Source organism: Bacillus silvicola, from assembly GCF_050524305.1.
Taxonomy (GTDB): Bacteria; Bacillota; Bacilli; order Bacillales; family Bacillaceae_G; genus Bacillus_A; species Bacillus_A cereus_AT.
The window spans coordinates 202,608-225,671 of the sequence record NZ_JBNGVC010000002.1; the positions used below are offsets into that span (position 1 = coordinate 202,608).

Sequence of the window (23,064 nt, forward strand, 5' to 3'; positions counted from 1 at the left end):
CTTTTGTAAATCATTTAGTGCTATAGAATATCCTCCAAACGGTTTATCCTCAATGAATTCATTTTCATATTTATGAAGGATGATATTATTGCTAGCTAGGATAGTTACTTAATTGTATGAATTTCTTCAAGGGTATGTTTAAAAAAAGTGCTAACAAGTTTGTCAACGAACTTGCTAACACTTATTTAAAACGGACATAAGATTGGCGTATATGTTGCTTGAATAAATAAGTTAATTAAATAACATAGTTAATTCCTTGTTTTAACCTAAGCCGTAATATAGAATGTATTCACTCCTTTATTACAAAACTCACAACTTAAATAGTAAAACATGTTTATCGTAATTTTCCAAACACCAATTATATTTTTTTAGAATAATTGGGTGGACAACTTCTTTCGTAGTATTAACTTCAGTAAAGCCATATTTTTTATAAAAACTTTCTAGTTCTTCAAAAGGAAGACAAAACACATTTTGTATTTGTAATTTTTTCGCAGTTTGTACTAAAAATGAGACAAGTTCTCCAGCTAATTGTAGACCTCTAAATTTAGGGAGAATAAAAATCCCACCCATTTCAATAGTATCTTCATCTATTTGGACTAATCGTCCAACACCTGCATACTCGTTGTGATATGTAACGATCGCAACTGTGTCTCGTGTTAAATCACTTGGTACAAATCCTATCGATTCATAGTGATTATTAATCCATTCTAAATCATTAGATGTAGCTAGTTGAATACTCATATGTATCCTCCCTCAGAAAAAATGTAATATTCTCATTATACACAGTGTAATAAGTCGTAAAAAGAGGCTAAAATGAAATCATTTTTATTTGCAGTTCAAGTTTTGAATAATAGTGCATACAATATAAAGTCTTTTCCTTTCTTCATTTTAGTTTTACGTATATAATTTAAAAGTAATATTTTTTATTTTATTTCTTATATATTTATAACAGAATAGAGGTTTAAAAATGGGTGTTAAAATCATTACGGATAGTGCGGCGGATTTACCGGTAGAATTGCTGCAGGCATATGATATTGATTTAATTCCACTCCGTGTATATGATGAAGCAGAAACAGAGTATTTAGATGGAGTTACATTAAATTCAGTTACATTATTGCAAAAAATGAGAGAAGGCGCTGTTTATAGAACGTCATTGCCTTCACTTGAAACTTTCCAAGAAAAATTTGTTTCTTATGCAAAAGAAGATAATTCTTGTATATATTTAGCTTTTTCATCTGAACTGTCTGGTACATATCAATCGTCAGTTGTCATTAAAGAGGAAGTAAAAGAAACATATGCAGATTTAGATTTAGAAATTATTGATACGAAATGTGCTTCGCTTGGTCAAGGACTTGTCGTTTTAGAAGCTGCTAAAATGGCAAAAGAAGGCGCAGCAAAAGAAGATATTTTAAAACGTGTTGATTTTCTAATGAACCATATGGAACATATTTTCACTGTAGCTGACTTGCAGTACCTTGTTAGAGGCGGGCGCTTAAGTAAAGTAGCAGGTTTTATCGGTGGTTTACTAAACATTAAGCCGATCTTAAACGTAGAAGAAGGAAAACTTGTACCACTTGAAAAGGTAAGAGGGAAAAAGAAAGTACTTGGCCGAATTGTAGATATTATGGAAGAGCGCGGAAAAGATCTTAAAGGTCAAACAATCGGTATGACTCACGGTGACGATTTAGAAACAGCTGAAGCATTAAAAGCATTAATTACAGAAAGATTTGGCTGTGAAGTATTTATTGTAAATACAATTGGTGCAGCAATCGGTGCACATACAGGTCCTGGCGTTATAACGTTATTTTTCTTAAATGAAGTAGAGTAAAGGATTGATCTTTTGATCAATCCTTTTTTATTTTTAATCTGTGATAATTGGTCGATATGGTATTGGTGAAGTGTTACTTATATCAGTCATCGTGTACAGAGATAATAAAGTTGTTTAATTTACAATAAAGTCGTTTAAAACACAATAAAGTTGTTTAAAAAACGCCAGTCATGTTATTCAACAATCGAGCTATATAACGGAACGATTTCTTGTCAAAATTAAAAATATTTGAAATAATTGTTATTAAGTTAAAGGAGGGTGATTGCAGAAAAAGGTGATACGACTTTCTCTTACTTAAGAATTGTGGAATAGTTAAAAAATCCGATTAATTATATTCCGAAAGGGTGTGTGTAATATATTATCAACTAACGTTTTTACTTATAAATCTAAGGATGGAAAAACAGTAATAATTAGAGAAGCTAAAGAACAGGATGCAGAAAGAATGCTAAATGCTGCTTCAAAAGCTTTAATAAACGCTCCATACATGCTAAGTACGGTTGAGGGTGTAAAAAAGATGAGTGTTGATGCTATTCAAAAAACGTTAAAAGCTTATCATGAAAATCCAAATTATGTACAGTTTATTGCTGAAGTTGATGGTAAGTTAGTCGGTGCAATAGATTTTAAGAACGGAAACAAAGAAAAAATTAGTCATCAAGGGGCTTTTGCAATGACCATACTACCTGAATATCGAAATTATGGTATTGGAAGAGCTCTTCTAGAAACGTTAATCAATTGGGCTAAAAATAACAGTAAGATTGAAAAAGTTTGTCTTGAGGTAATGGAAGATAATCTAGGTGCAATCCAGTTATATAAGAATTTAGGCTTTTTTGAAGAGGGTAGAAAAGCAAAGGGTGTAAAATTGGATGACGGCTATCAAAATTTAATATTAATGGCTTTATTCGTTTAAAATTGAACATTATTCAACAATAGGCGCTATTGTTGAATAATGTTCAATTTTAAACGACTTTATTGTTATATTTTTAAGTACAGTGAAGTATCTTATATCGAAAATTATACAACTATATTTTAACCCCGTCCTAAATTTAGAACGGGGTTATGCTTGTTTTAGGTTTAAAAGTAAATAACTTTATTGTCTTTTTTACACATCGTATCATTCATGTGTTTATGCTATTTGTGTTTGAGTGGTGAAAGAAACGAATATAAATCTAGTGCTGTTTATCAAAAAACGAAATATTTAAAGATATTAAAAAATTGCGGTTTCATATATAATTGGGTAGGGAGAAATATCTGTAACTATTTGTAAAAATAGGAGGCGGCTATAAAAATGTATGAAATTGCTACGTGGGACTTAGATCGTTTGTGTTCGAATGAGGACTTACTCGTTCCAATAATGGAGTTGAAAGAACAATATTTTGTAGCAAAAGATGTAGAGGCTCTTTCAAAACTTATAAAAGCTATTGAAAAAGCAGAATACTATTTGTATTGTCGATCGGCTGAAGAAAGTGTTTCATCTGATAATACTATATTGACTGTGAAAGTAAAAGAACTAAAAAGTGAAGTACAGCAAGTAATACAACAAAGTGAAGCGGAAACTGCCGAGATTATTAATACTACGTTAATAAAAGACGAACTAAGTGCATGGGAAAATATGTACATACAATTAAGGAATAGGTTAGAAATAGAGTACAATAATAAGCAATTTTCATTTGGACAAGCAAATAATATTGCAATGAATAGTGATAATGAAAAGGAAAGATTAGAAGTCTTCGAGTTACTAACAAACGCATTAAATAAGGAAAAAGAAATCTTTGCTACTGTATTAAATCAAATAGGGAGATTACGTAATATAAAAAGTAACGAAATAGAAGATAGTGAGATTTTATCACAATCTCTTCAAGCGAATGGAATCTCTGAAACTGTTTTATTACAAATGTGGGATGCGACAGAAGAAAATCTAGATAAATTAGCCAGCGCTTTAAACGTGTATAAGAACGGGAAAGCTTCCATTACATGGCATGAACTTATGACAGTAAAGGAAAATAATGAGGCTATTATTCCTTTTTCAGTAGCAGTACAAAACATATATGATGCATTAAAAGATATTGATGAAGAATTAGCAGAATTTGCACGTAATGCGATAGAAAGTGGATGGGTAGATGCGGAACCGAGAGAGAATAAACCACCAGGTGGTTTTTGTGCTCCATTTTTCAGTGAGAAAGAATCGCGAATCTCCATGCGTTATGATGGGAGTATAGATAGTGTAAGAGTACTTGCTCATGAGCTAGGACATGCTTGGCATTTTTATAATATGAGTTTTGAACAATCTACTTCTTTTTTAGATGATTATTTGCCAATGAGTACAGCTGAATCAGCGTCTATTTTCTTTGAAACAGTACTCATAAACTATTTAATTGAAACAACAAAGTGTATAGAAATGAAAAAGTCATTACTTAGCTGGAAAATAAGAAATACTTTTAATTATGTTATGGCCATTCGAGCATCATTTCAGTTTGAGAAGAATTTTTATGAAAAATGTAAAGAAGGTCCTATAAGTGCTGACGAAATTGAGAAGTTATCTATATTGGCACAAGAAGAAGCATATGGACATGCTCTATGTGAATATCAGCCGTTCGTGTGGATGAAATATATTCAATTTTATATTGCGGATGTTCCTTTTTACAATTATCCGTACTCATTTGGATATTTAGCAAGTTTTAGTTTATTAGAAATAGCGAAGCAAAACTCAAGTACATTCCATTTAAAGTATAAAGAATTTCTACGAGAAACCGGAAAAGCTCCAGTAGAAGAACTCATGAAAAAACATTTTCAAATAGATATAACAAGCTATGAATTTTGGGATAAAGCTTTTATACAAATTTCTAAAGATATTGATGAATATTTGCAGTTTATGTAAGGGGAGAGTATAGTGGATCACCAACTTATAAAGGGAATACCTTTTTCAACTTTAGAATATGAAAAAGCTATAAGCTTATTAAAAGGTTGGCTACATGAAAAACAAGAGAAACCAAGATTTGTAGTAACTGCAAATCCTGAAATTGTTATGTCAGCTAAGGAAAACACGGCTACATCAAAGCAGTTTAAAAAAATGTTATTATCTGCGGATTTAATAACAGCCGATGGGATTGGCGTCATAATTGGATCGAGAATATTAAAAGGAACGTTGAAAGAGCGTGTTACTGGGGCAGATTTAACTCGCGATTTAATAAAATGTTGTAATGAAAATGGATATCGTGTCTTTCTTTTTGGAGCTGCACCAGAAAGTAATGAAAAAGCATTAGAAAAATTAAAAGAGCAAAATCCATATGCACATTTTAAAGGACAGCATGGATTTGTAAACGGTGAAGAAATAGAAGAAGTAAAAGCTCAAATCAAGCAATTCAATCCGCATTTATTGTTAGTAGGGTTAGGTTCACCTAAACAAGAAGAATTCATCTATGATAACTTACAAACATTAAACGTGCCACTATCTATTGGTATAGGCGGCATGATTGATATAATATCAGGTACTGTAAAAAGAGCACCGAAAATAATGAGAGATACTGGAACAGAATGGTTGTATAGATTAATGTCGCAGCCAAAAAGAATAAAGAGACAACTTGTATTGCCGAAGTTTTTACTTTCGGTTATGGCGGAGAGGATTAAAGGGATTACAAATTAACAAAGGGGACTACATACATGAACAGAATCGGTATTATCGGAGCAATGCAAATTGAAATAGACTTACTTTTAGAAAAACTACATATAAAAGAGGAACATACAATTGCGGGAATGCCTTTTTATAAAGGAAACTACATGGATACAGAAATTATTATTACGCGATGTGGTGTAGGAAAAGTAAATGCTGCCGCATGTACACAAATATTAATTAATAAGTTTGATGTAGACACTATCATTAATACAGGAGTTGCGGGTGGATTGCATCCTGATGTGAAAGTTGGCGATTTAGTTATTTCTACAAATGTTACTCATCATGATGTTAGTAAAAATCAAATGAAGAATTTATTTCCGTTCCAAGAATCTTTTATTGCAAGTAAAGAGTTAAGAGAGTTAGCGCGAGAAGCTTGTAATAGTAGTAGTTTAAATGTTCCTGTACATGAAGGAAGAATCGTCAGCGGAGAATGCTTCGTCGAGGATTCAAAATTAAAGGAGCAATTAGTCACTGAATATGCACCACATTGTACTGAAATGGAAGGCGCGGCAATTGGACATGTCGCTCATATAAATGACATACCATTTCTCGTTATAAGAAGTATTTCTGATAGTGCAGATGATGAGGCGCAAGTTTCATATGAGGATTTCGCGAAAACTGCGGCGAATTATTGTTCAGAAATTATTGTTGAGATGCTTAAACATATTTCGAGTAAAACTGTATTTTAGTTAATACGTAAAGAATGGGAGAGTATAAAATGTTACAAGCACTAATCTTTGATATGGATGGAACTTTATTTCAAACAGATAAAATCTTAGAATTATCACTAGATGATACATTTGATCATTTACGCTCACTACAATTATGGGATGCGGAAACACCTATTGATAAATACCGTGAAATTATGGGTGTTCCTTTACCTAAAGTTTGGGAAGCGCTATTACCTGATCATTCAAATGAAGTAAGAAAACAAACAGATGCTTATTTTTTAGAGCGATTAATTGAAAACATAAAGAGTGGGAAAGGTGCTTTATATCCGAATGTAAAAGAAGTTTTTAATTATTTAAAAGAAATTGGTTGCTCAATTTACATAGCTAGTAATGGTTTAACGGATTATTTAAAAGCAATCGTATCTCATTATGATTTAGAGCAATGGGTTACTGAAACTTTTAGTATCGAACAAATTTCATCGCTTAATAAAGGTGACTTAGTAAAAAATATTTTGAAAAAATATGATTTAAAAGAGGCAGCGGTAGTTGGCGATCGTTTATCTGATATAAATGCAGCTAAAGATAATGGCTTGATTGCGATTGGATGTAATTTTGATTTTGCACAAGAAGATGAACTTGCTCATGCTGATTTAGTAATTGATGATTTAATGGAACTGAAGGGCATATTACCAGAATTGAAGAATACTTACATAACAAATTAAATAAGTTTACATTCAAATGAATGCTCGAGATGATATATTCTTGGGCATTCTTATTTTTCAAAAAGATACATTTGGATAGAGAAAGTGAGGGATTAAACTGGAAAATATACAAATTAAGCAGATTAAAGATTTGTTTAAATATGAGATCAATCATCTTGTTATGGAAAGTAAAGAAGAAAGATTTAACTTCTTAATAAAACTAATAAATGAATATGAAAGTAGAAGAAATACATTTAGTAAAACGGGAGAATGTTTATATGGCATTTTTCGAGGTGATACGTTAATTGGAATTGGGGGGATAAATCAAGATCCGTATACGAAAGATAAAAAAATTGGTCGATTAAGGAGATTTTATATTGCAAAAGATTACCGGCGGAAAGGATTAGGGAGGTTACTGTTAGGGAGAATCTTAAGCGATGCAAAAACCTATTTTACTATTGTTGTCTTACATACAGATACTAAACAGGGGGATTACTTTTATACTTCGAGTGGATTTGTGAAAGGGACAATGTATGTAGGAACGAGCCATTATCTAAACTTAGATAAAAGGATGTAGTGAATTATTATTGACTTTTCAATAAGAACATTTGTTCCTCTTCGTGTGGATTAATGGTATAATTTATCTGAATCTATTATTAGAATGGGGATTAGATGATGGGAGACAATAAAATTATTAATGATTTTAAAGAGTATTCAATTTGGATAACCACATTGAAAGATATGAAAGAAGAAATGTGGACAGCGCCAATATCAGAGGGGAAATGGACTGTTAGTGAAATCATATCTCATATTATGAACTGGGATGACTATCTTTTACGCGAGACATTGTCATCAGTGAGAGATGGACAGGGAATGGAGTTCCCTGACTTTGATACATATAATAAACTAGCCTCTAATTATGCAAAATCAGGTGTATCTAAGATGAAACTTCTTGAAGAAGCACAAGCTAAAAGAGATTTACTTGTTCAAGAGCTTAACCGACTGTCTATTGGAAAGCTAAAGGAACATTTAACTGCCAATGGAGTATCGTATTGTCCTCATACTGGAACGCCGTATTCTCTTATATATATTATTAAGGAATTCGTAGATCACGATAATCATCACAAAAGGCAGATTATTAATTTTTTAAATGAAAATCATATTAATAAATCAACTTGTTAACTGATAAAGAAAGATCCCACGAATGATACTTGTGGGATCTTTCTTTAATTTATTATAATTTAACATTCATTTGTTTCAATAAAGTTTTCGGATCACCTTTTACATAATAAAAATGTGGATTATTCTCATCATCGTAAAGCATAATGTAAGGTTTTTCATTAAGTGGGAGAAGAATGAGTACTTCATCGATTGTTGTATGTAACCATTGATTTGTAATAGGAACAGGTTTTGATAACGGGATTTTTATCATATGACCATCTTTCGGAACGACATTTAAGTTTTTAAATGGACCAGTAATTGATTTTGCGTATTGAACTGCTTCTTTTTGAATGGCTGAATCTAAAGATTGTTTTTGGACTACCATTTCTTTTTTGCAATCAAATACTTCAATTTGTTGATTTGTATTTGCGAACGCATTTGTTGATAATAAAAAGAAGAGAAGAGTAATGACTCCTATTTTTTTGAACATGAAACAACACCTCACACTTACTATACCCTCAAACGTTGTAAATATTTTTATGTCACATTGATGTAACAAAGAAGTTGTATGATAAAATTGATATTTGTTTATAAGTAATGGAGGAAATGTAATGAAAGTATTAATCGCGGATGATGAACAAGATATGCTGAAAATTTTAAAAGCGTATTTTGAAAAAGAAGGCTTCGAAGTTTTATTAGCAAAAGATGGAGAGGAAGCACTTCAAATATTTTATGATGAGAAAATTGACTTAGCTATTTTAGACTGGATGATGCCGAAAAGTAGTGGTATTACTGTCTGTCAGGAAATAAAAAAGAATTCGAGTGTAAAAGTATTAATGCTTACTGCGAAAAGTGAAAGTGAAGATGAATTAGCAGCTCTTCAAAGTGGGGCGGATGAGTATGTGAAAAAACCATTTCACCCGGGAGTGCTAATTACGCGAGCGAAAAAGCTTGTACAGCATGAAGATGTTATTCAAGTTCAAGATTTGAAAATAGATTTCACCAAAAATAAAGTATATAAAAATGAGAAAGAACTAGACATTACAAAGACAGAATTACAATTAATAAAATGTTTTTTAAATCATAAAGGAACGATTTTAACGAGGAAAAAGTTGTTAGATATCGTCTGGGGATTTGATTATTTTGGGGAAGAGCGAACGGTTGATACGCATGTAAGAAGATTACGTATAAAAATAGGAGGAAATATTATAAAGACACATCGCGGTTTAGGATACAGTTTGGAGGAAGAGTGTGAATAAACTCGGCAAAAAGTTATTTTTCAGCATCTCTTTAACAGTCATCCTTATTTATACGGTCTCTTTATTATTAATTAACTATTTTTTACCAAAATATAATGTGCACAAAACACGCGAAAGCTTAGAAGGCATTACAGCGCAAATACAGTCAATACCGCGTAAAGAACTGGATGATGCTATAAATCGTATTGAAAATGAAGGTAATGTTACGATTGCTTATACATTAATAAATAGTTCAGAAGATGCTATTAATGAAGAGTTACGCATGCAACTTACAAAAAAGAGAGTTGCATTGAATAAACTTTGGATTACAAAAGAAGAAATTACGAAAGTGAAGAACCTCGGACAATCGAATAAAATATATGATCAAGAAAAGATAAAATCTAGTTTCTTTGCGAAATACATTGCGAAAGATGATATGTTGATTTTAGTAGGAGTTTCTATCGCGCATTCCAATGAAGTAATTAAAACGCTTAACTCATTTTATTTATACATTTTGGGATTCTCACTATTTCTTATTATCGTGCTCGTCTGGATTTTTTCAAAAACAATCACTACACCACTGAATGAATTGAGTGATGTCGCAGAAGATATTTCACGTCTGAAATTTAAACGGACGAAAGTTAAAACGAATGATGAAATAGGTGATTTAGCAAATAGTATAAACATTATGAGTGATAAATTACATGAAGCACATCAAGATCTAACAAATCGAAATGAACATTTAAAACGATTTATGGGCGATGTAACTCATGAATTAAAAACACCAATCGCATTAGTAAAAGCATATTCTATGGGAATAAAAGACGGTTTAGATGATGGCACATATGTTGATACAATCATTAAACAAACAGATCAAATTTCAAATTTAATTGAAGAGTTATTGCGATTTTCTAAACTAGAAAGAGATATTTTACAAAAAGAAAAATTCCCTATTGAATCACTAGTCCAAAGTATAATAGATAAGCATAAGATTGAACTGGAGTCGAAAGAAATCAAGTTGCAAGTAAACTATAATGTTGGTGATACAATTGTTTATGCTGATTTAAATAAAATGAGAATGGTCTTTCAAAATTTAATTTCTAATGCGATAAAATATACAACAAATCAAAATATAAAAATCACATTAAAACAGAAAAATGGCGTTGTGTATTTTCAAATCCAAAATGGTATTGCCGCTGAGGGCAGTAAAGAGATAGATAAAATTTGGGAACCTTTTTACGTATTAGAATCTTCTCGTAGTAAAGAAAAATCAGGTACAGGATTAGGACTAGCGATAGTAAAAAGTATTTTAGAAAGGCATGGATTTGAATACGGGGTTTCGGTAGTAGACGGGGAAATACAATTTTATATGTATATAGAAAGGAACTAATTGTGATTAGTTCCTTTTCTTTTATATGAAAAGATTTGATAGTTAGTTCTACAAATTTCTCAACTTTTTACATGAAATATAAACTGAATTTTCTGTATTTTTGATATATAGTAAGGGAAGGAATATATGGGGAGGGAAGGGTATGAAGAAAAAGAAAATAGCAATTACACTATCGATTATATTATCTTTAACAATTACTTCAGGGGTTTCTAGTATGACTGCACATGCAGAAAATAATGAAGGGAGCTCCGTAAAAGACAAAAATGTTATGTTAAATGGTCAAATTTCAGAGGCTTTAATGTCAAACACGAAAATTGAATTAGAAAATGGGATGACGAAGCCAATCTATTCACTTGATGAAGCCATCGTAGAAAATCTATTTGTAGAGACAGAAGTTGATAGTGATCGAGATGGTAAAAAAGATCGTGTATCAGTAAAGGTTATGCGTCCAAAGACGAATCCAGATGTGAAAGTCCCCGTTATTTATGAAATGAGTCCATATCGAGCTGGTTTAAAAGATGTTCCTGTTTATAATGTTGATGAAGAATTGAATGCATATGGAGGAAAACCGTATGGAGCTGTTAATCTTGGTTCATACGGAAATTATTACGTTCCGAGAGGATATGCAGTTATTTTAGGTGAAAGTATCGGAACTGGAAAATCAGATGGATGTCCGACAACCGGAGATGAACAAGAAATATTAGGGACTAAGTCTGTTATTGATTGGGTGAATGGTCGTGCAAAAGCATATACAGAGGATGGTAAGGAAGTAAATGCAAATTGGTCTACAGGAAATGTAGGAATGACAGGAGCTTCTTATAATGGGACATTGCCAAATGCTGTCGCAACGACTGGAGTGGAAGGGTTAAAAACAATTATACCAATTGCAGCAATTAGTAGTTGGTACGATTATTATCGTGCAAATGGAGCAGTTATTGCGCCAGGAGGTTATCAAGGAGAAGATACAGATAATATGGCTGAAGCAGTACTGACAAGAAAGAACCCTGAAGTTTGTGGTCCGATCATTAAAGAACTTACTGCTGGGCAAGATCGTAAAACAGGCGATTATAACGAATTTTGGGATAAGCGTAACTATGTAAAAGATGCTAAAAATGTGAAGGCTAGTGTGTTTGTTGTTCATGGACTAAATGATTGGAATGTAAAAACGAAGCAGTTCGTACAGTGGTGGGAAGCTCTTGGTGAAAATAATGTTCCTCGTAAAATGTGGTTACACCAAGGAGGACATGGCGGGACAACAAGTAATAACTGGCAGCAAACGCAAAATAAATGGTTCGATTATTGGTTATATGGAATTGAAAATGGAATTATGGATGAACCGATGGTTGATGTGCAACGTGAAAATAAAACGTGGCAAAAAATAAAAAATTGGCCAGATCCAGCGGCTGTACCATCAAAAATTCGTATGTATTTAAGTAATAAAGCAGTCAATCTACCATTAAGTATGGGATCAGTAAACAACGTTTTCTCATTAGTAGATGATGCAAAAATAAAATCGAATCAATTAGTAGAAAACCCAGAGCTAGAAGTAGCAAATCGATTAGTATATACAATGCCTGTACTGCAAAATGAAATGCGAATAAGCGGTACGCCGAAAATTTCAATAACAGGTAATATTGATCGGTCTGTTTCAAATTTAACCGCTTTACTCGTTGATTACGGCGGAGCGAAGCCTGAAATTGTAACGAGAGGTTGGATGGATCCACAAAACTTAAATAGTATAGAAAATTCAACGGCACTTCAACCCGGTAAGAATTATACATTTACATGGGACATGCAGCCAGATGATTACGTATTTAAAGTAGGGCATCAAATAGGAGTCGTCTTAATCGCAAGTGACTACGATTATACAATTAGACCGAAAGCAGGAACAAAACTAGCGGTAAAATTGAGTGAAGTAACATTGCCGATTGTGAAGTAAAGGTATATGAGAGGGATGATATAAAAGAGCTTACTAAGGTAAGCTCTTTTATATTGGTTGTATTTGTTTGCTAGAGTTTTATTAAAAATGTTTCTGTTAGTTTTCATTATTTTGAATCAAAAGGTGCAGCAGTATATTTTGTAGAACTTGAAGCAGAAATAGTTGAAAGATTAGAGCGTAATTAAAAAACCACATAGATTAAACTCTCTTCATGGTGAAATTGAAAAAGAAGAGTATATAAAAATTAATAATTCTCATTTGAGTGCTAATGAAGTAGCGGAAATCATTAAGGAGAAGTTTCGATTGTAAAATTTAAAATGTTGTTATGTTTTCATTGTCCAAGCATTCTCCTAATAACCACATATACTATTTATATTAAAGCCAGTCACTATTATAAAGTGGACTGTTATTTTAATATAAATGACACTTTAGGGAAGTGGGGGAATAAATTTGGAAAACGAAGAACAAGGAAGAATTGAAAATCAAGTGTATTCAAATCGGGTAGTAAGATCAGAATTTGATAAGCATTGGGAAACTTGTATTTCCAAAAGTGGTTATGTAATCTATGTAGCGACAAGTGACCATGCTGAAGTAATAGTGCTACTTTCAGATGGTTCAAGTAAATTATTAATCTTCGAAAAAGGCGGTAAAGTAGTAGTAGGTGGCGGTGGAACGAGTCATTACAGCAAACCGCATATTGCAAGAAACATCTAATGTAATAAATGTTAATCGAGAAGATGCTGGTAACCTTATAGTATTTAATTTTTATATGGATATATATAATGAAATGAGTTTTTATTTTAGATTCTGGCGTTTTTTGTAACAAAAATAAGATGAAAAAGATCTTTAACGTATAAAGGTCTTTTTTGTTTTATTCACAAATAAAATTAATGGAGGTGAGCTAATAATGAAAAATATTGGAGTAACTTATGTTCTTTCGGGTGTTCTCCTATTCAGTCTTACATATATTACGCGGGTACATTAGAAAGTTGGGATAGATCAAACGGGAAATTCTTTACTGCATTTTATGAAATTCATGGTACAGCTTTATCGATAATTTCAATTTGTTTTATTATAGTGGGGATATACTGTATACATAAAAAAGTGTAGTGGAAAACAGTCAGCCTTTCATGTACTATACATGAAAGGCTGACTGTTTTTATGTATTGAAGGAGTCTTTTAGAAGAATTGCAGTTTTCAGATTGATAGTTAAAAATGTAACGACTTAGTATCATTAAAATCATTTCGTCAAATGAATGTCACATAAAAGTTTTATAGTAGATGTAGAAAGTGAAACATATACAAAGCAGGGGATGAAATGATGAAAAAGGCGCTACAATATATATTCATATTACTTACGTTAGTTACTTTAAGTTATGTAATTTATATTAACTATGAAAAGCAGAAAGAGATTAAAAATAATAAACAAGTAATTAGTGAAGTTGCAAAGAGGTATGGTATTCCAGATTGGATACCATTATCTATTGCTGATCATGAAACAAAATTTAATCGAAAAGCGATAGGGGATAAAGGCACATCTTTCGGTCTGTTTCAATTACATCGTGATGGTTTAGCGCCAGCGCAATTATCGGAAGAGAGCTTAATGGATTCACAAATAAATGCAACAATAGCGATTTCTAATATGGTTAAATCGTATGAACGCGGTGTGAAAAAAGGATTGGTTGATTGGGAGTTACTTAAATATGTTGCCAATACATCAGGATGGCCAGGAAACTTAGGGGGAGAATGGACGGACAATAATACGAAATATAATATAGGACTAGAACAATCATACCAATTATATAAGTAAGAGGGAGAAATATAAAAGGCATTTCCAATTTGGGGAAATGCCTTTTATATGTTATAGTATAATAGTGTTTGAATGCTATATTATTTCGATATATCTTCAAATTTGTTATGTAGTATTTTTATATTAAATAACTACTAATATCATTTTTTTATATAAGGAGTAAGTAGTAGAAATATGAAAAATATAGATTTTATACTAGAAAGTGATGAAACATTAAAACCGTCAGAAAGATTAGTACTATTATTATTAGAGAAACATAGAATGTTATATACGAACGATCTATTAGCTCTTTCAAATTTATCATATAAAACATTAACAGATTCACTAACAGCACTCGTTTTAAAGTCTTATGTTTTAAAGGATACAGGTAAGGGAAGAAGGCAGAATTGTTATAGATTAGTATGATAAGAGTACCGTTATAGACGCTTACTACATATAAATTTTTCGAATGTAAGGATAAAATTCATTTTAGCTTTCGAATGATAAAAAACTATTAATTTTAAGTAAATAGCGGTTTCGATATGTAAAGAGCTCATGGCTACTAAATATATAATTTCATTTCATTTTTATTAATGTTAATTAGTCGCAAGTGAAAATGATATTTTTAATTATAAAAATGAAATCCAAAAACAATCTACTCAAGAGTGGGTTGTTTTTTTATTAGGATAACGAATTATAAAAATAATATTATTATGTAAACTTAATTATTTAGAAAGGAACATGTGATTATTAATGGAATTTATTAAGGGGGACTTAATATTTGTATACATGGAGGTTCATTATGGAACAAATCATATCAATATCACAAGCAGTCATAAGTGGGGAAAAAGAAAAGGTAGTAGAAATCATTAATACGGATCCAAGTGCTGTTAACTCATTTAGTGAAGATGGATGGACACCGCTTCACTTAGCTGCTTATTTTGGACAGAAAGAAATAGCAAGTTTCCTTTTAGAACATGGAGCAAATATACATATTAGAGCGAAAAACGAAAATGAAAATACGCCACTTCAAGCGGCAATTGCAAACAAACAAATCGAACTTGTATCTTTCTTAATTGAAAAGGAATCAGATGTGAATGCAGTGCAAAGTGGTGGCTGGACAGGACTTCATGAAGCTGCATTATTAGGAGATGAAGATATAATTACATTGCTTCTTGAACATGGGGCCAATAAAACGACTAAGAAAAATGATGGGAAAACTGCATTTGATATCGCTGTAGAGAAAGGGCATGAGCATCTTTTACATCATTTGCAAGAGGAAGTGAGCTTATGATTAGCCACTGGAATGTAGGGATTTTTCTTTTTAATGAAGTGGAAGTGTTAGATTTTGCCGGCCCATTTGAAGTTTTTTCCGTTACAGCAACAAGTGAAGGTCAACCATTTACAGTTCATACTGTTAGTCAAGATGGAGAAATGATTACAGCAAGAAATGGAATAAAGGTACAACCGGACTATAGTATCGAAAACTTGCCTCCAGTCGATATTTTAATTATTCCTGGTGGGTTAGGTGTTAGAGAAAATGAAGTGGAAAATGAAATTGTAATAAATTGGATTCGTAAGCAGATGAAAGAAGTGAAGCTAATGGCCTCTGTTTGTACTGGAGCGCTTTTGTTAGCGAAAGCAGGTTTACTTGAAGAAAAACAAGCGACAACACATTGGGCAAGTATTGAAAGTTTTAGAAATGATTTTCCGAATATTGAAGTATTAGAAAATGTAAAGTTTGTAGATGAGGGGCATATTATTACGTCGGGTGGAATTTCAGCCGGAATTAACATGTCATTTCATATTGTGAAAAACTTGTTAGGTGCTCGGATTGCTGAAGAAACAGCGAAGAGAATGGAATATGATATAGATTTACAATATTAAAAGTAAAACAAGACCAGCAGTTGAAAAATCCAGCTGCTGGTCTTGTTTTATATTGACTGAATATACGCTAATTCCTCATCTGTAAGGATCGGACGGGTAGTTGCATCTGCATTTTCTTTCGCTTGTGTTTCTGTTTTTGCGCCAGGAATTGCGACCGATACTGCTGGATGGGAGAGGACGTAGCGAAGTGCAAGTTGCCCTAGTGTCTGATTTTTATTTGAGAGTAACTTTAATTTTTCTACTTTTTGTAAATCTTCTTGAAACCACTTTTCTTTTGGCCATTCTTTGCGTAAATCTCCGTCAGGAAAAGTTGTTTTATTTGTAAATTTCCCAGTTAATATCCCCATTTTTAAAGGCCCGCGTATAACAGCTCCTAAATTGTTCTCTTGTAGGTAGGGCAGTATGTCGTTTTCTGGTTTTCGGTTTAATATGTTGTAATCAAGTTGCACAACATCAATTTCATTGTTTTTATTGAAATGTTTTATATATTGTAGGTCGTGAGTTGAAACACCAACAGCTCTTACTTTTCCGTCCCGTTTTAATATTTCAAATGCGCGTAAAAATGCTTCTGTTTCTTCTTGTTTATCCCACCAAATGTGACAGAAATAAACATCAATATAATCTGTTTCTAAGCGAAGTAAGCTAGTTTCAAATATTGCGATCACTTTTTCGGCAGTATTATAAACAGGCTCTCCACTTGGATCATAGTGATGCCCAATTAAACCGCCTTTCGTTGATAAAACGATATTATTACGGTGCTCTCTTATTGCTTGAGTTACTAACCTTTCACTATGTCCTAAACCGTATACATCAGCAGTATCAATAAAGTTTACGCCGCATTCAATTGCTTTCTTCATAGCGATTATAGATTGTTTGTCGTTAACAGGTCCCCATTCATCGCCGCCAATTGCCCACGCTCCAAAGCCAATTTCCGAAACGGTAATCCCAGTTTTGCCTAATGTACGGTAGTGCATCGTTTTTCCTCCTTGTAAGCATGTTATAACATCGGTATGCATAGCAGGAGGTAATGTGTGTAAAAATGTTTTCTACAATTGGGGAAAAAGAATAACATAAACTACTATTTTATAGCAGCATAAATAAAAATTTTTATATCAAATACGGAAATGTCGTCGAAAGCTATCTCTAATTGGTTAATTTGTGAGATTTTTTTGTGAAGGAGCTTATTTTATAAGAATAGAATTTAAGTTAGTAAGAGGATCGTGCCGATGGTAGTGAAAAAATATGGGTTAGGGGGATTTGAAAATGAGGAAACTCAAAAGAGTAAATGTTCCCAATATACCAGAGCAACTATCACAGCCTAATGAAAATCGAACAATTAATAAGAAGAAATTAAGGCGATTTATATTCATGTTTATCTTTATTGCTGCGACTACTTTGTACGTTCAATATATATTAACGAAACAACAAGAAATAATTAATGAAAAAAAAGATACAATAACGAATCAAAAGAAACAATTAGTTTCTTTAAAGAAAGATCAAGGTTCTTTAAAGACTAACATCGAGAATTTAACGGATAATGAAGAAGAAATTTTGAAGTTTGCGAGAAAAGAGTATCAATTTTCAAAGTCAAACGAAACGATATTCGTATTGCCGAAGTAAAGTGGTGGAACAGTTAGCGATAGCTAACTGTTTTTTGATGTATGAGAGAAAAGGAGTTTGTAGTGTGAATGTCATGGTACAAGGAGCAATGGCATATTGTAAAAATGAGAAGTTTGAGCCGTTTTTAATTATTTTAAGATGTTTTCATAATTATGGAATATATGCCGAGATAAATATTGTTAAAATTCTGTCAATTGTATATAATACAAGGTAAGCGGATACATTTTTTAATCAATGTTGAGTGAACAGCTCATACGTCTGTTAAGAAAACCGTTATCCTCGTATAAGAAAGGAAGATAGCTGTGTACGCTTCAAATACAATTTATGTCGTAGGGGATGCGAAAGCACCTCAAAATAATCCTATTACCGAAAAGTTTAAAAGCTATTTTGTAGCATTTGTACTTGTGAAGGATACAGGGGAAATTGTAGATGCAGATTGCTCAGCGACAATTGCATTAACATCTCAATTTGTTAAATATTTGTTTCTACATAAAAATATTAATGATCCAGCATTAGTAACAGAAATAAAAAATCGGTATTTCGGTTCGTCTCAAAAGGCGCTACTTGTAGCGCTAAAGGATGCACAGAAAAAATATAATCAGATCGCTGCTTTGTCTACCCATTCATAGACAAAATCTAGCCGTAAGAATTTTCTTATGGCTGGATTTTTTTATTTCGCATTAATAGGCAGAATAAAAACCTCATGTGGATTAAAATTTCGCTCTAAAGATAACGAAAGGATGAACAAAATGAAAATTACTGATGTGAAGGTAAAACGCCGACACGTAAAACTTCATACACCGTTTAAAACAGCGCTTCGTACTGTAACGGAAATCGAAAGTATAGATGTGGTTATTCATACAGATGAAGGGATGTTGGAAAAGGAGCTGCTACAGCAACGCCGGTTATTACAGGTGATTTTGCCAACGGGATTGAGGAAGCAATATTAGGGCCAATTCGCTCTGCATTAGTTGATAAAGATGTACTGCAATTTCAAACGTTATTGTTACACATTCAAATGAGCTGTATAGGAAATACAAGTGCGAAAGCGGCGGTAGATATGGCTTTATACGATGTATATTGTCAATTTCACAACATACCGTTATACGCATTACTAGGTGGAAAGAAAGAGATTTATACTGATATTACTGTAAGTGTGGATGAACCTTTATTAATGGCAAAAGAAGCGAAAAAGCATATCGAAAAGGGATTCCAAACATTAAAAATTAAGGTGGGTAAAGAGGCGCATTTAGATTTGGAACGCATAGAGGCAATTCGAAACGTAGTGTCAAAGAACACGACGTTACGTTTAGATGCAAATCAAGGATGGAATCCGAAAGAAGCGGTTTCTATTATTAGAGAAATGGAGAATAGAAATTTAAATATAGAATTTGTAGAACAACCAGTTCATGCGAAAGATTGGGAAGGATTAAAGTACGTGAAGGACAATGTACAAACGCCTATTATGGCAGATGAAAGTGTGTTTTCGGCAAGCGACGCATTAAAGATTGTCCAAGGAGGGTATGCAGACCTACTTAATATTAAATTAATGAAATGCGGTGGTATTCGAGAAGCCTGGAAAATTGCGGATATTGCAGACGCAGCAGGTGTGAAATGTATGGTTGGAAGTATGATGGAATCTTCACTTTCAGTTAGCGCTGTTGCACATTTAGCTGCGGCTCATCCGAATATTCATTACTTTGATCTTGATGCACCGTTATGGTTAGTAGAAGAGCCAGAAGGGATGACTTACACTGGTCCAAAGGTAAACCTGCATTCTGTAGTGAATATACAATCTTAGAAGTAGTACCTAGTAAACTATCTTTTAAGGGGGATATATATGAAAAAAGTAGGAACTGCATTTTTAACAACTTTATTTATATTTTCATCGTTTACTTCGGCAAATGCTGAAGAGAAGAAAGATAATAAAGCATTTATAGATGTATCTGCTGCAACGCTTTGGACTGCGCCTGATTCATTACGACCAATTGATACACCAAGCGCAACAAATCCAGTTGATTTATGGAAATGGACGAAATCAATGACTCTTGATGAGAAGTTATGGTTAACGAGTGCGAATAAATTAGAAACGCAAGCGCTGCTAGGTCAAGAAGTAACAGTTATTGATAAGAAAGGTGATTGGGTGAAAGTAGTAGTCCACGGACAACCAACACCACGAAATGAAGAAGGCTACCCGGGATGGGTGCCTGAAAAGCAATTAACGTATAATCAAGAATTTGCAGATAAAACAGACCAACCTTTCGTATTAATAACGAAACCGACAGCTATTTTATATATTAATCCTTCTGAAAAATATAAATCCCTTGAAGTCAGCTATAATACGCGTTTACCGCTATTAAGTGAAGATACGATTTCATACCGCGTGTTGTTGCCGAATGGTCAAAAGGCATGGCTACGGAAAAATGATGGAACTGTTCACCGTTCTCAAAATGACATTCCTGCACCAACAGCTGATGATTTAATAAACACCGGTAAAATGTTTTTAGGATTACCATATATATGGGCTGGTACAAGTGGGTTTGGTTTTGATTGCTCTGGATTTACACATACAATTTATAAATCGCATGGCATAACAATACCGAGGGATTCTGGACCACAATCAAAAGCAGGAATTGCGGTTGATAAAGAAAACTTACAAAAGGGCGACTTAATATTCTTTGCACACAATCAAGGAAAAGGCAGTGTTCATCACGTTGCGATGTATATTGGTGATGGGAATATGATTCATTCACCAAGAGCTGAAAGATCGGTAGAAATTATACCGTTAAATACACCAGGATATATAGAAGAATACGCTGGTGCTCGTCGTTACTTACCTTAAAAAAGATAGGGGGGCTTTATATGAAAAAGGTTGTTCGCTATTCATTAGTTAGTACTTTACTCGTCTCTTCATTTTTAGTAGGCTGTGCGAAAGAAAAAACAGCTACGAAGCCGAAAGATGAGAAAAAAGTATTACAACTACTAGAAACGGGTGAAATTCCATCACTGAATTCTGGAAAAGTAACAGATGCAGTATCGTTTAATGTTTTAAACAATGTTATGGAAGGATTATTTCGTTTATCGAAAAATGATGAAGTGATTCAGGCCGGGGCACAAAAATATGAAGTGAGTAAAGACGGAAAGACATATATATTCCACTTGCGTGATGCGAAATGGTCTAATGGTGATCCGGTAACAGCTCAAGATTACGTATATGCTTGGAAGCAACTTATAAATCCAGATACAGCCTCTCAATATGCATATATCGCGTACGATGTGAAGAATGCGGAAAAGATAAATAAGAAACAATTAGGCTTAGAAGAATTAGGTGTGAAAGCAAAGGATGATAAAACATTCGTTGTTGAGTTAGAACATCCAGTACCGTATTTTACGAAACTACTTATTTTACCGTCTTTCTATCCAATTAATGAAAAATTTGCGAAAGAGCAAGGTGATAAATACGGGTTAGAGGCAAGTAAAGCGATATATAATGGGCCGTTTACATTATCGGAGTGGAAGCACGAAGCGAGCTTTACAATGAAGAAAAACGATAAATATTGGGATAAAAAAGAAGTGAAATTAGATGAAGTAAACTACCAAGTTGTTAAAGAAATTTCAACTGCGGTAAATTTATATGAAACAGATAAGGTAGATAGGGCTGTCATTTCTACAGAATTCGTAGATAAATATAAAAATAATAAAGAATTGAAACAATATACAGATCCAGTTATGTATTTCTTCCGTTTCAATGAAAATGTACCGATTCTTAAAAATAAAAACGCACGCCTTGCACTTAGCACAGTTTTTGATAAGAAGGGACTTGCGACTTCATTTTTAAATGATGGTTCGGTAGCTGCCAACTACTACGTCCCGAAAGGATTTTTAAAAGGACCAGATAAGAAAGATTTTAGAAGTGCAGCAGGAGAGTTTAATAAGACGGACGTAAAACAGGCGAAGGAATATTGGGAAAAGGCAAAACAAGAGACCGGTACAAATGAAGTTACGTTAGAACTATTAAATTATGATTTAGAAAACTTTAAAAAAGTAGGAGAGTATATTAAAGAACAGCTTGAGAAAAACTTACCAGGCTTAAAAGTAAATGTGAAACTACAACCACATACTCAAAAACTAGCGTTAGAGAAGAAAAAAGAATATGAAATGTCGTTATCACGTTGGTTACCTGATTATCCAGATCCAATGACATACTTAGAAGTTTTCCTTTCGGGAAGTACCGTTAATAATACAGGGTATGCAAATCCAGAATACGATGCGTTAATTAAGAATATTAAAACAGAATTAGGTAATGATGAAAAAGCTCGTTGGAAAGCAATGCAAGATGCTGAAAAAGTACTTCTTGATGATGCAGTAATTGCACCGGTATTCCAGCGTGGACTATCTTACTTACAAAAACCGTATGTAAAAGATTTATATGTTCACCAATTTGGTCCAGCAACTAGCTTGAAATGGGCGGACATACAAAAGTAAAGAAAGAGAAAAAACAGACTTCACGTATGTGATAGTCTGTTTTTTCTTAGTTAAAGCCGATGATAGTTCATGGTATAATTTACTAGTCTATAAACAGTATTAGGAGGGGCACTATGTCTGTATTTGTAAAGGGGAAAGTAATACATACGAAAAGATTGGTGATGAGAAAACCGAATATAGAAGATGTTGATCAATTGTATAACATATTGAAAAAAGAAGCTGTTGGTCAATGGCTTGCTAAATCAAGAGGTATGTCGATAGATGAAACTAAAGATTATATTAGTCAACTTATATTGCATTGGGAACAGTATGATTTTGGTGTATGGCTGTTATTCAAAAATGAAACAGACCAGTTATTAGGACATTGTGGTTTAAGAAAGGTAAATGAAACAGGGGAAACAGAAATTATGTATCTCCTTGATCCAGAGTATTGGAGGAATGGATATGCGTCAGAAGCAACAGAGGCTTCCATTCAATATGCAACAGGGACGATGAATTTAAAAAGAATAATTGCTAGGGTTAAAGTAGCTAATGAGAATTCGAAAAAACTTTTACACAAGCAAGGCTTTACATATACTCAAGATGTTGATCATAGTGGGCGTTTATTATCATATTTTGAACTCAATACATCATCTGATGAATTATAGACATTTTATGTGTTTTTTCACTACTTAAAAATAAAATT

Annotated in this window: 25 protein-coding genes and 3 pseudogenes; 25 read left to right on the forward strand and 3 right to left on the reverse strand. The window is 33.0% G+C overall.

Annotation, left to right across the window (positions count from 1 at the left end; genetic code table 11):
- Window positions 1-309 precede the first annotated feature (309 nt).
- Complete coding sequence (locus tag ACP6L7_RS08040) at window positions 310-741, reverse strand: GNAT family N-acetyltransferase (RefSeq protein WP_097829448.1); 432 nt, start codon at window positions 739-741, stop codon at window positions 310-312.
- Between the two features lie 226 nt (window positions 742-967).
- Here ACP6L7_RS08040 and ACP6L7_RS08045 point away from each other — a divergent pair, with 226 nt between their 5' ends.
- From ACP6L7_RS08045 to ACP6L7_RS08080, 8 genes are all read left to right on the forward strand, one after another.
- Window positions 968-1,828: a DegV family protein gene (locus ACP6L7_RS08045; RefSeq protein WP_097829447.1), complete on the forward strand. Its 861-nt coding sequence runs from the start codon at window positions 968-970 to the stop codon at window positions 1,826-1,828.
- 346 nt (window positions 1,829-2,174) lie between these two features.
- Entirely contained in the window at window positions 2,175-2,735 is a 561-nt protein-coding gene (locus ACP6L7_RS08050) for a GNAT family N-acetyltransferase (protein ID WP_015000610.1), read from the forward strand.
- Between the two features lie 378 nt (window positions 2,736-3,113).
- Window positions 3,114-4,703, forward strand: a complete 1,590-nt coding sequence (locus tag ACP6L7_RS08055) for a M3 family metallopeptidase (protein ID WP_097829446.1) — start codon at window positions 3,114-3,116, stop codon at window positions 4,701-4,703.
- 12 nt (window positions 4,704-4,715) lie between these two features.
- A complete protein-coding gene (locus ACP6L7_RS08060; protein ID WP_097829445.1) occupies window positions 4,716-5,468 on the forward strand; it encodes a WecB/TagA/CpsF family glycosyltransferase in 753 nt (250 codons plus the stop codon).
- A 17-nt stretch (window positions 5,469-5,485) separates the two neighbouring features.
- Complete coding sequence (locus ACP6L7_RS08065; protein ID WP_097829444.1) at window positions 5,486-6,187, forward strand: 5'-methylthioadenosine/adenosylhomocysteine nucleosidase; 702 nt, start codon at window positions 5,486-5,488, stop codon at window positions 6,185-6,187.
- Window positions 6,188-6,216: 29 nt separating this feature from the next.
- Window positions 6,217-6,891 (forward strand): HAD family hydrolase, encoded by a 675-nt coding sequence (locus ACP6L7_RS08070; protein WP_097829443.1) that lies wholly within the window; start codon window positions 6,217-6,219, stop codon window positions 6,889-6,891.
- Window positions 6,892-7,051: 160 nt separating this feature from the next.
- A complete protein-coding gene (locus tag ACP6L7_RS08075) occupies window positions 7,052-7,447 on the forward strand; it encodes a GNAT family N-acetyltransferase (RefSeq protein ID WP_373605117.1) in 396 nt (131 codons plus the stop codon).
- 98 nt (window positions 7,448-7,545) lie between these two features.
- The gene (locus ACP6L7_RS08080) at window positions 7,546-8,052 is read left to right on the forward strand and encodes a DinB family protein (protein WP_097829441.1); all 507 of its coding nucleotides are present in this window, start codon (window positions 7,546-7,548) and stop codon (window positions 8,050-8,052) included.
- A 52-nt stretch (window positions 8,053-8,104) separates the two neighbouring features.
- Here ACP6L7_RS08080 and ACP6L7_RS08085 read toward each other — a convergent pair whose 3' ends face one another.
- On the reverse strand, window positions 8,105-8,521 hold the full coding sequence (locus ACP6L7_RS08085) for a hypothetical protein (protein WP_097829440.1): 417 nt from the start codon (window positions 8,519-8,521) through the stop codon (window positions 8,105-8,107).
- A gap of 121 nt (window positions 8,522-8,642) precedes the next feature.
- Between ACP6L7_RS08085 and ACP6L7_RS08090 the strand changes: the two genes are divergently transcribed.
- The 10 genes and pseudogenes from ACP6L7_RS08090 (at window position 8,643) to ACP6L7_RS08135 (ending at window position 16,274) form a co-directional block, all read left to right on the forward strand.
- On the forward strand, window positions 8,643-9,290 hold the full coding sequence (locus ACP6L7_RS08090) for a response regulator transcription factor (RefSeq protein ID WP_097829439.1): 648 nt from the start codon (window positions 8,643-8,645) through the stop codon (window positions 9,288-9,290).
- A complete protein-coding gene (locus tag ACP6L7_RS08095; protein ID WP_097829438.1) occupies window positions 9,283-10,659 on the forward strand; it encodes a sensor histidine kinase in 1,377 nt (458 codons plus the stop codon). The genes ACP6L7_RS08090 and ACP6L7_RS08095 overlap by 8 nt, the downstream gene beginning before the upstream one ends.
- Before the next feature lie 142 nt (window positions 10,660-10,801).
- On the forward strand, window positions 10,802-12,598 hold the full coding sequence (locus ACP6L7_RS08100; RefSeq protein WP_097829437.1) for a Xaa-Pro dipeptidyl-peptidase: 1,797 nt from the start codon (window positions 10,802-10,804) through the stop codon (window positions 12,596-12,598).
- 110 nt (window positions 12,599-12,708) lie between these two features.
- Window positions 12,709-12,907 (forward strand): annotated as a pseudogene (locus ACP6L7_RS08105) (shikimate kinase); the annotation flags it as partial.
- Between the two features lie 141 nt (window positions 12,908-13,048).
- Window positions 13,049-13,312: a hypothetical protein gene (locus ACP6L7_RS08110; RefSeq protein WP_002147285.1), complete on the forward strand. Its 264-nt coding sequence runs from the start codon at window positions 13,049-13,051 to the stop codon at window positions 13,310-13,312.
- Window positions 13,313-13,505: 193 nt separating this feature from the next.
- Window positions 13,506-13,708 (forward strand): annotated as a pseudogene (locus tag ACP6L7_RS08115) (hypothetical protein).
- 208 nt (window positions 13,709-13,916) lie between these two features.
- A complete protein-coding gene (locus ACP6L7_RS08120; RefSeq protein ID WP_097829436.1) occupies window positions 13,917-14,408 on the forward strand; it encodes a transglycosylase SLT domain-containing protein in 492 nt (163 codons plus the stop codon).
- A gap of 174 nt (window positions 14,409-14,582) precedes the next feature.
- A complete protein-coding gene (locus ACP6L7_RS08125; protein ID WP_000789035.1) occupies window positions 14,583-14,813 on the forward strand; it encodes a hypothetical protein in 231 nt (76 codons plus the stop codon).
- 376 nt (window positions 14,814-15,189) lie between these two features.
- Window positions 15,190-15,681, forward strand: a complete 492-nt coding sequence (locus tag ACP6L7_RS08130) for an ankyrin repeat domain-containing protein (protein WP_097829435.1) — start codon at window positions 15,190-15,192, stop codon at window positions 15,679-15,681.
- Window positions 15,678-16,274 (forward strand): DJ-1/PfpI family protein, encoded by a 597-nt coding sequence (locus ACP6L7_RS08135; protein WP_097829434.1) that lies wholly within the window; start codon window positions 15,678-15,680, stop codon window positions 16,272-16,274. Before ACP6L7_RS08130 ends, ACP6L7_RS08135 begins: the two co-directional genes overlap by 4 nt.
- A 47-nt stretch (window positions 16,275-16,321) precedes the next feature.
- On the opposite strand, the gene ACP6L7_RS08140 is transcribed toward ACP6L7_RS08135, so the two are convergent.
- Complete coding sequence (locus ACP6L7_RS08140; protein WP_097829433.1) at window positions 16,322-17,248, reverse strand: aldo/keto reductase; 927 nt, start codon at window positions 17,246-17,248, stop codon at window positions 16,322-16,324.
- A gap of 289 nt (window positions 17,249-17,537) precedes the next feature.
- On the opposite strand from ACP6L7_RS08140, the gene ACP6L7_RS08145 reads away from it, so the two are divergent.
- The 7 genes and pseudogenes from ACP6L7_RS08145 to ACP6L7_RS08175 all read left to right on the forward strand — a co-directional run bounded on the left by ACP6L7_RS08145 (window position 17,538) and on the right by ACP6L7_RS08175 (window position 23,026).
- Complete coding sequence (locus tag ACP6L7_RS08145; protein ID WP_097829432.1) at window positions 17,538-17,894, forward strand: FtsB family cell division protein; 357 nt, start codon at window positions 17,538-17,540, stop codon at window positions 17,892-17,894.
- Window positions 17,833-18,108, forward strand: coding sequence for a hypothetical protein (locus tag ACP6L7_RS08150; RefSeq protein WP_097829431.1), 276 nt, complete (start codon window positions 17,833-17,835; stop codon window positions 18,106-18,108). The genes ACP6L7_RS08145 and ACP6L7_RS08150 overlap by 62 nt, the downstream gene beginning before the upstream one ends.
- An 88-nt stretch (window positions 18,109-18,196) precedes the next feature.
- Complete coding sequence (locus ACP6L7_RS08155; protein WP_071772783.1) at window positions 18,197-18,523, forward strand: DUF3870 domain-containing protein; 327 nt, start codon at window positions 18,197-18,199, stop codon at window positions 18,521-18,523.
- A 120-nt stretch (window positions 18,524-18,643) separates the two neighbouring features.
- A pseudogene (locus tag ACP6L7_RS08160) lies at window positions 18,644-19,695 on the forward strand (dipeptide epimerase).
- Window positions 19,696-19,734: 39 nt separating this feature from the next.
- On the forward strand, window positions 19,735-20,736 hold the full coding sequence (locus tag ACP6L7_RS08165) for a C40 family peptidase (protein ID WP_097829429.1): 1,002 nt from the start codon (window positions 19,735-19,737) through the stop codon (window positions 20,734-20,736).
- Window positions 20,737-20,756: 20 nt separating this feature from the next.
- A complete protein-coding gene (locus ACP6L7_RS08170) occupies window positions 20,757-22,379 on the forward strand; it encodes a peptide ABC transporter substrate-binding protein (RefSeq protein WP_097829428.1) in 1,623 nt (540 codons plus the stop codon).
- A gap of 113 nt (window positions 22,380-22,492) precedes the next feature.
- A complete protein-coding gene (locus ACP6L7_RS08175) occupies window positions 22,493-23,026 on the forward strand; it encodes a GNAT family N-acetyltransferase (protein WP_097829427.1) in 534 nt (177 codons plus the stop codon).
- The last annotated feature ends 38 nt before the right edge of the window (window positions 23,027-23,064 follow it).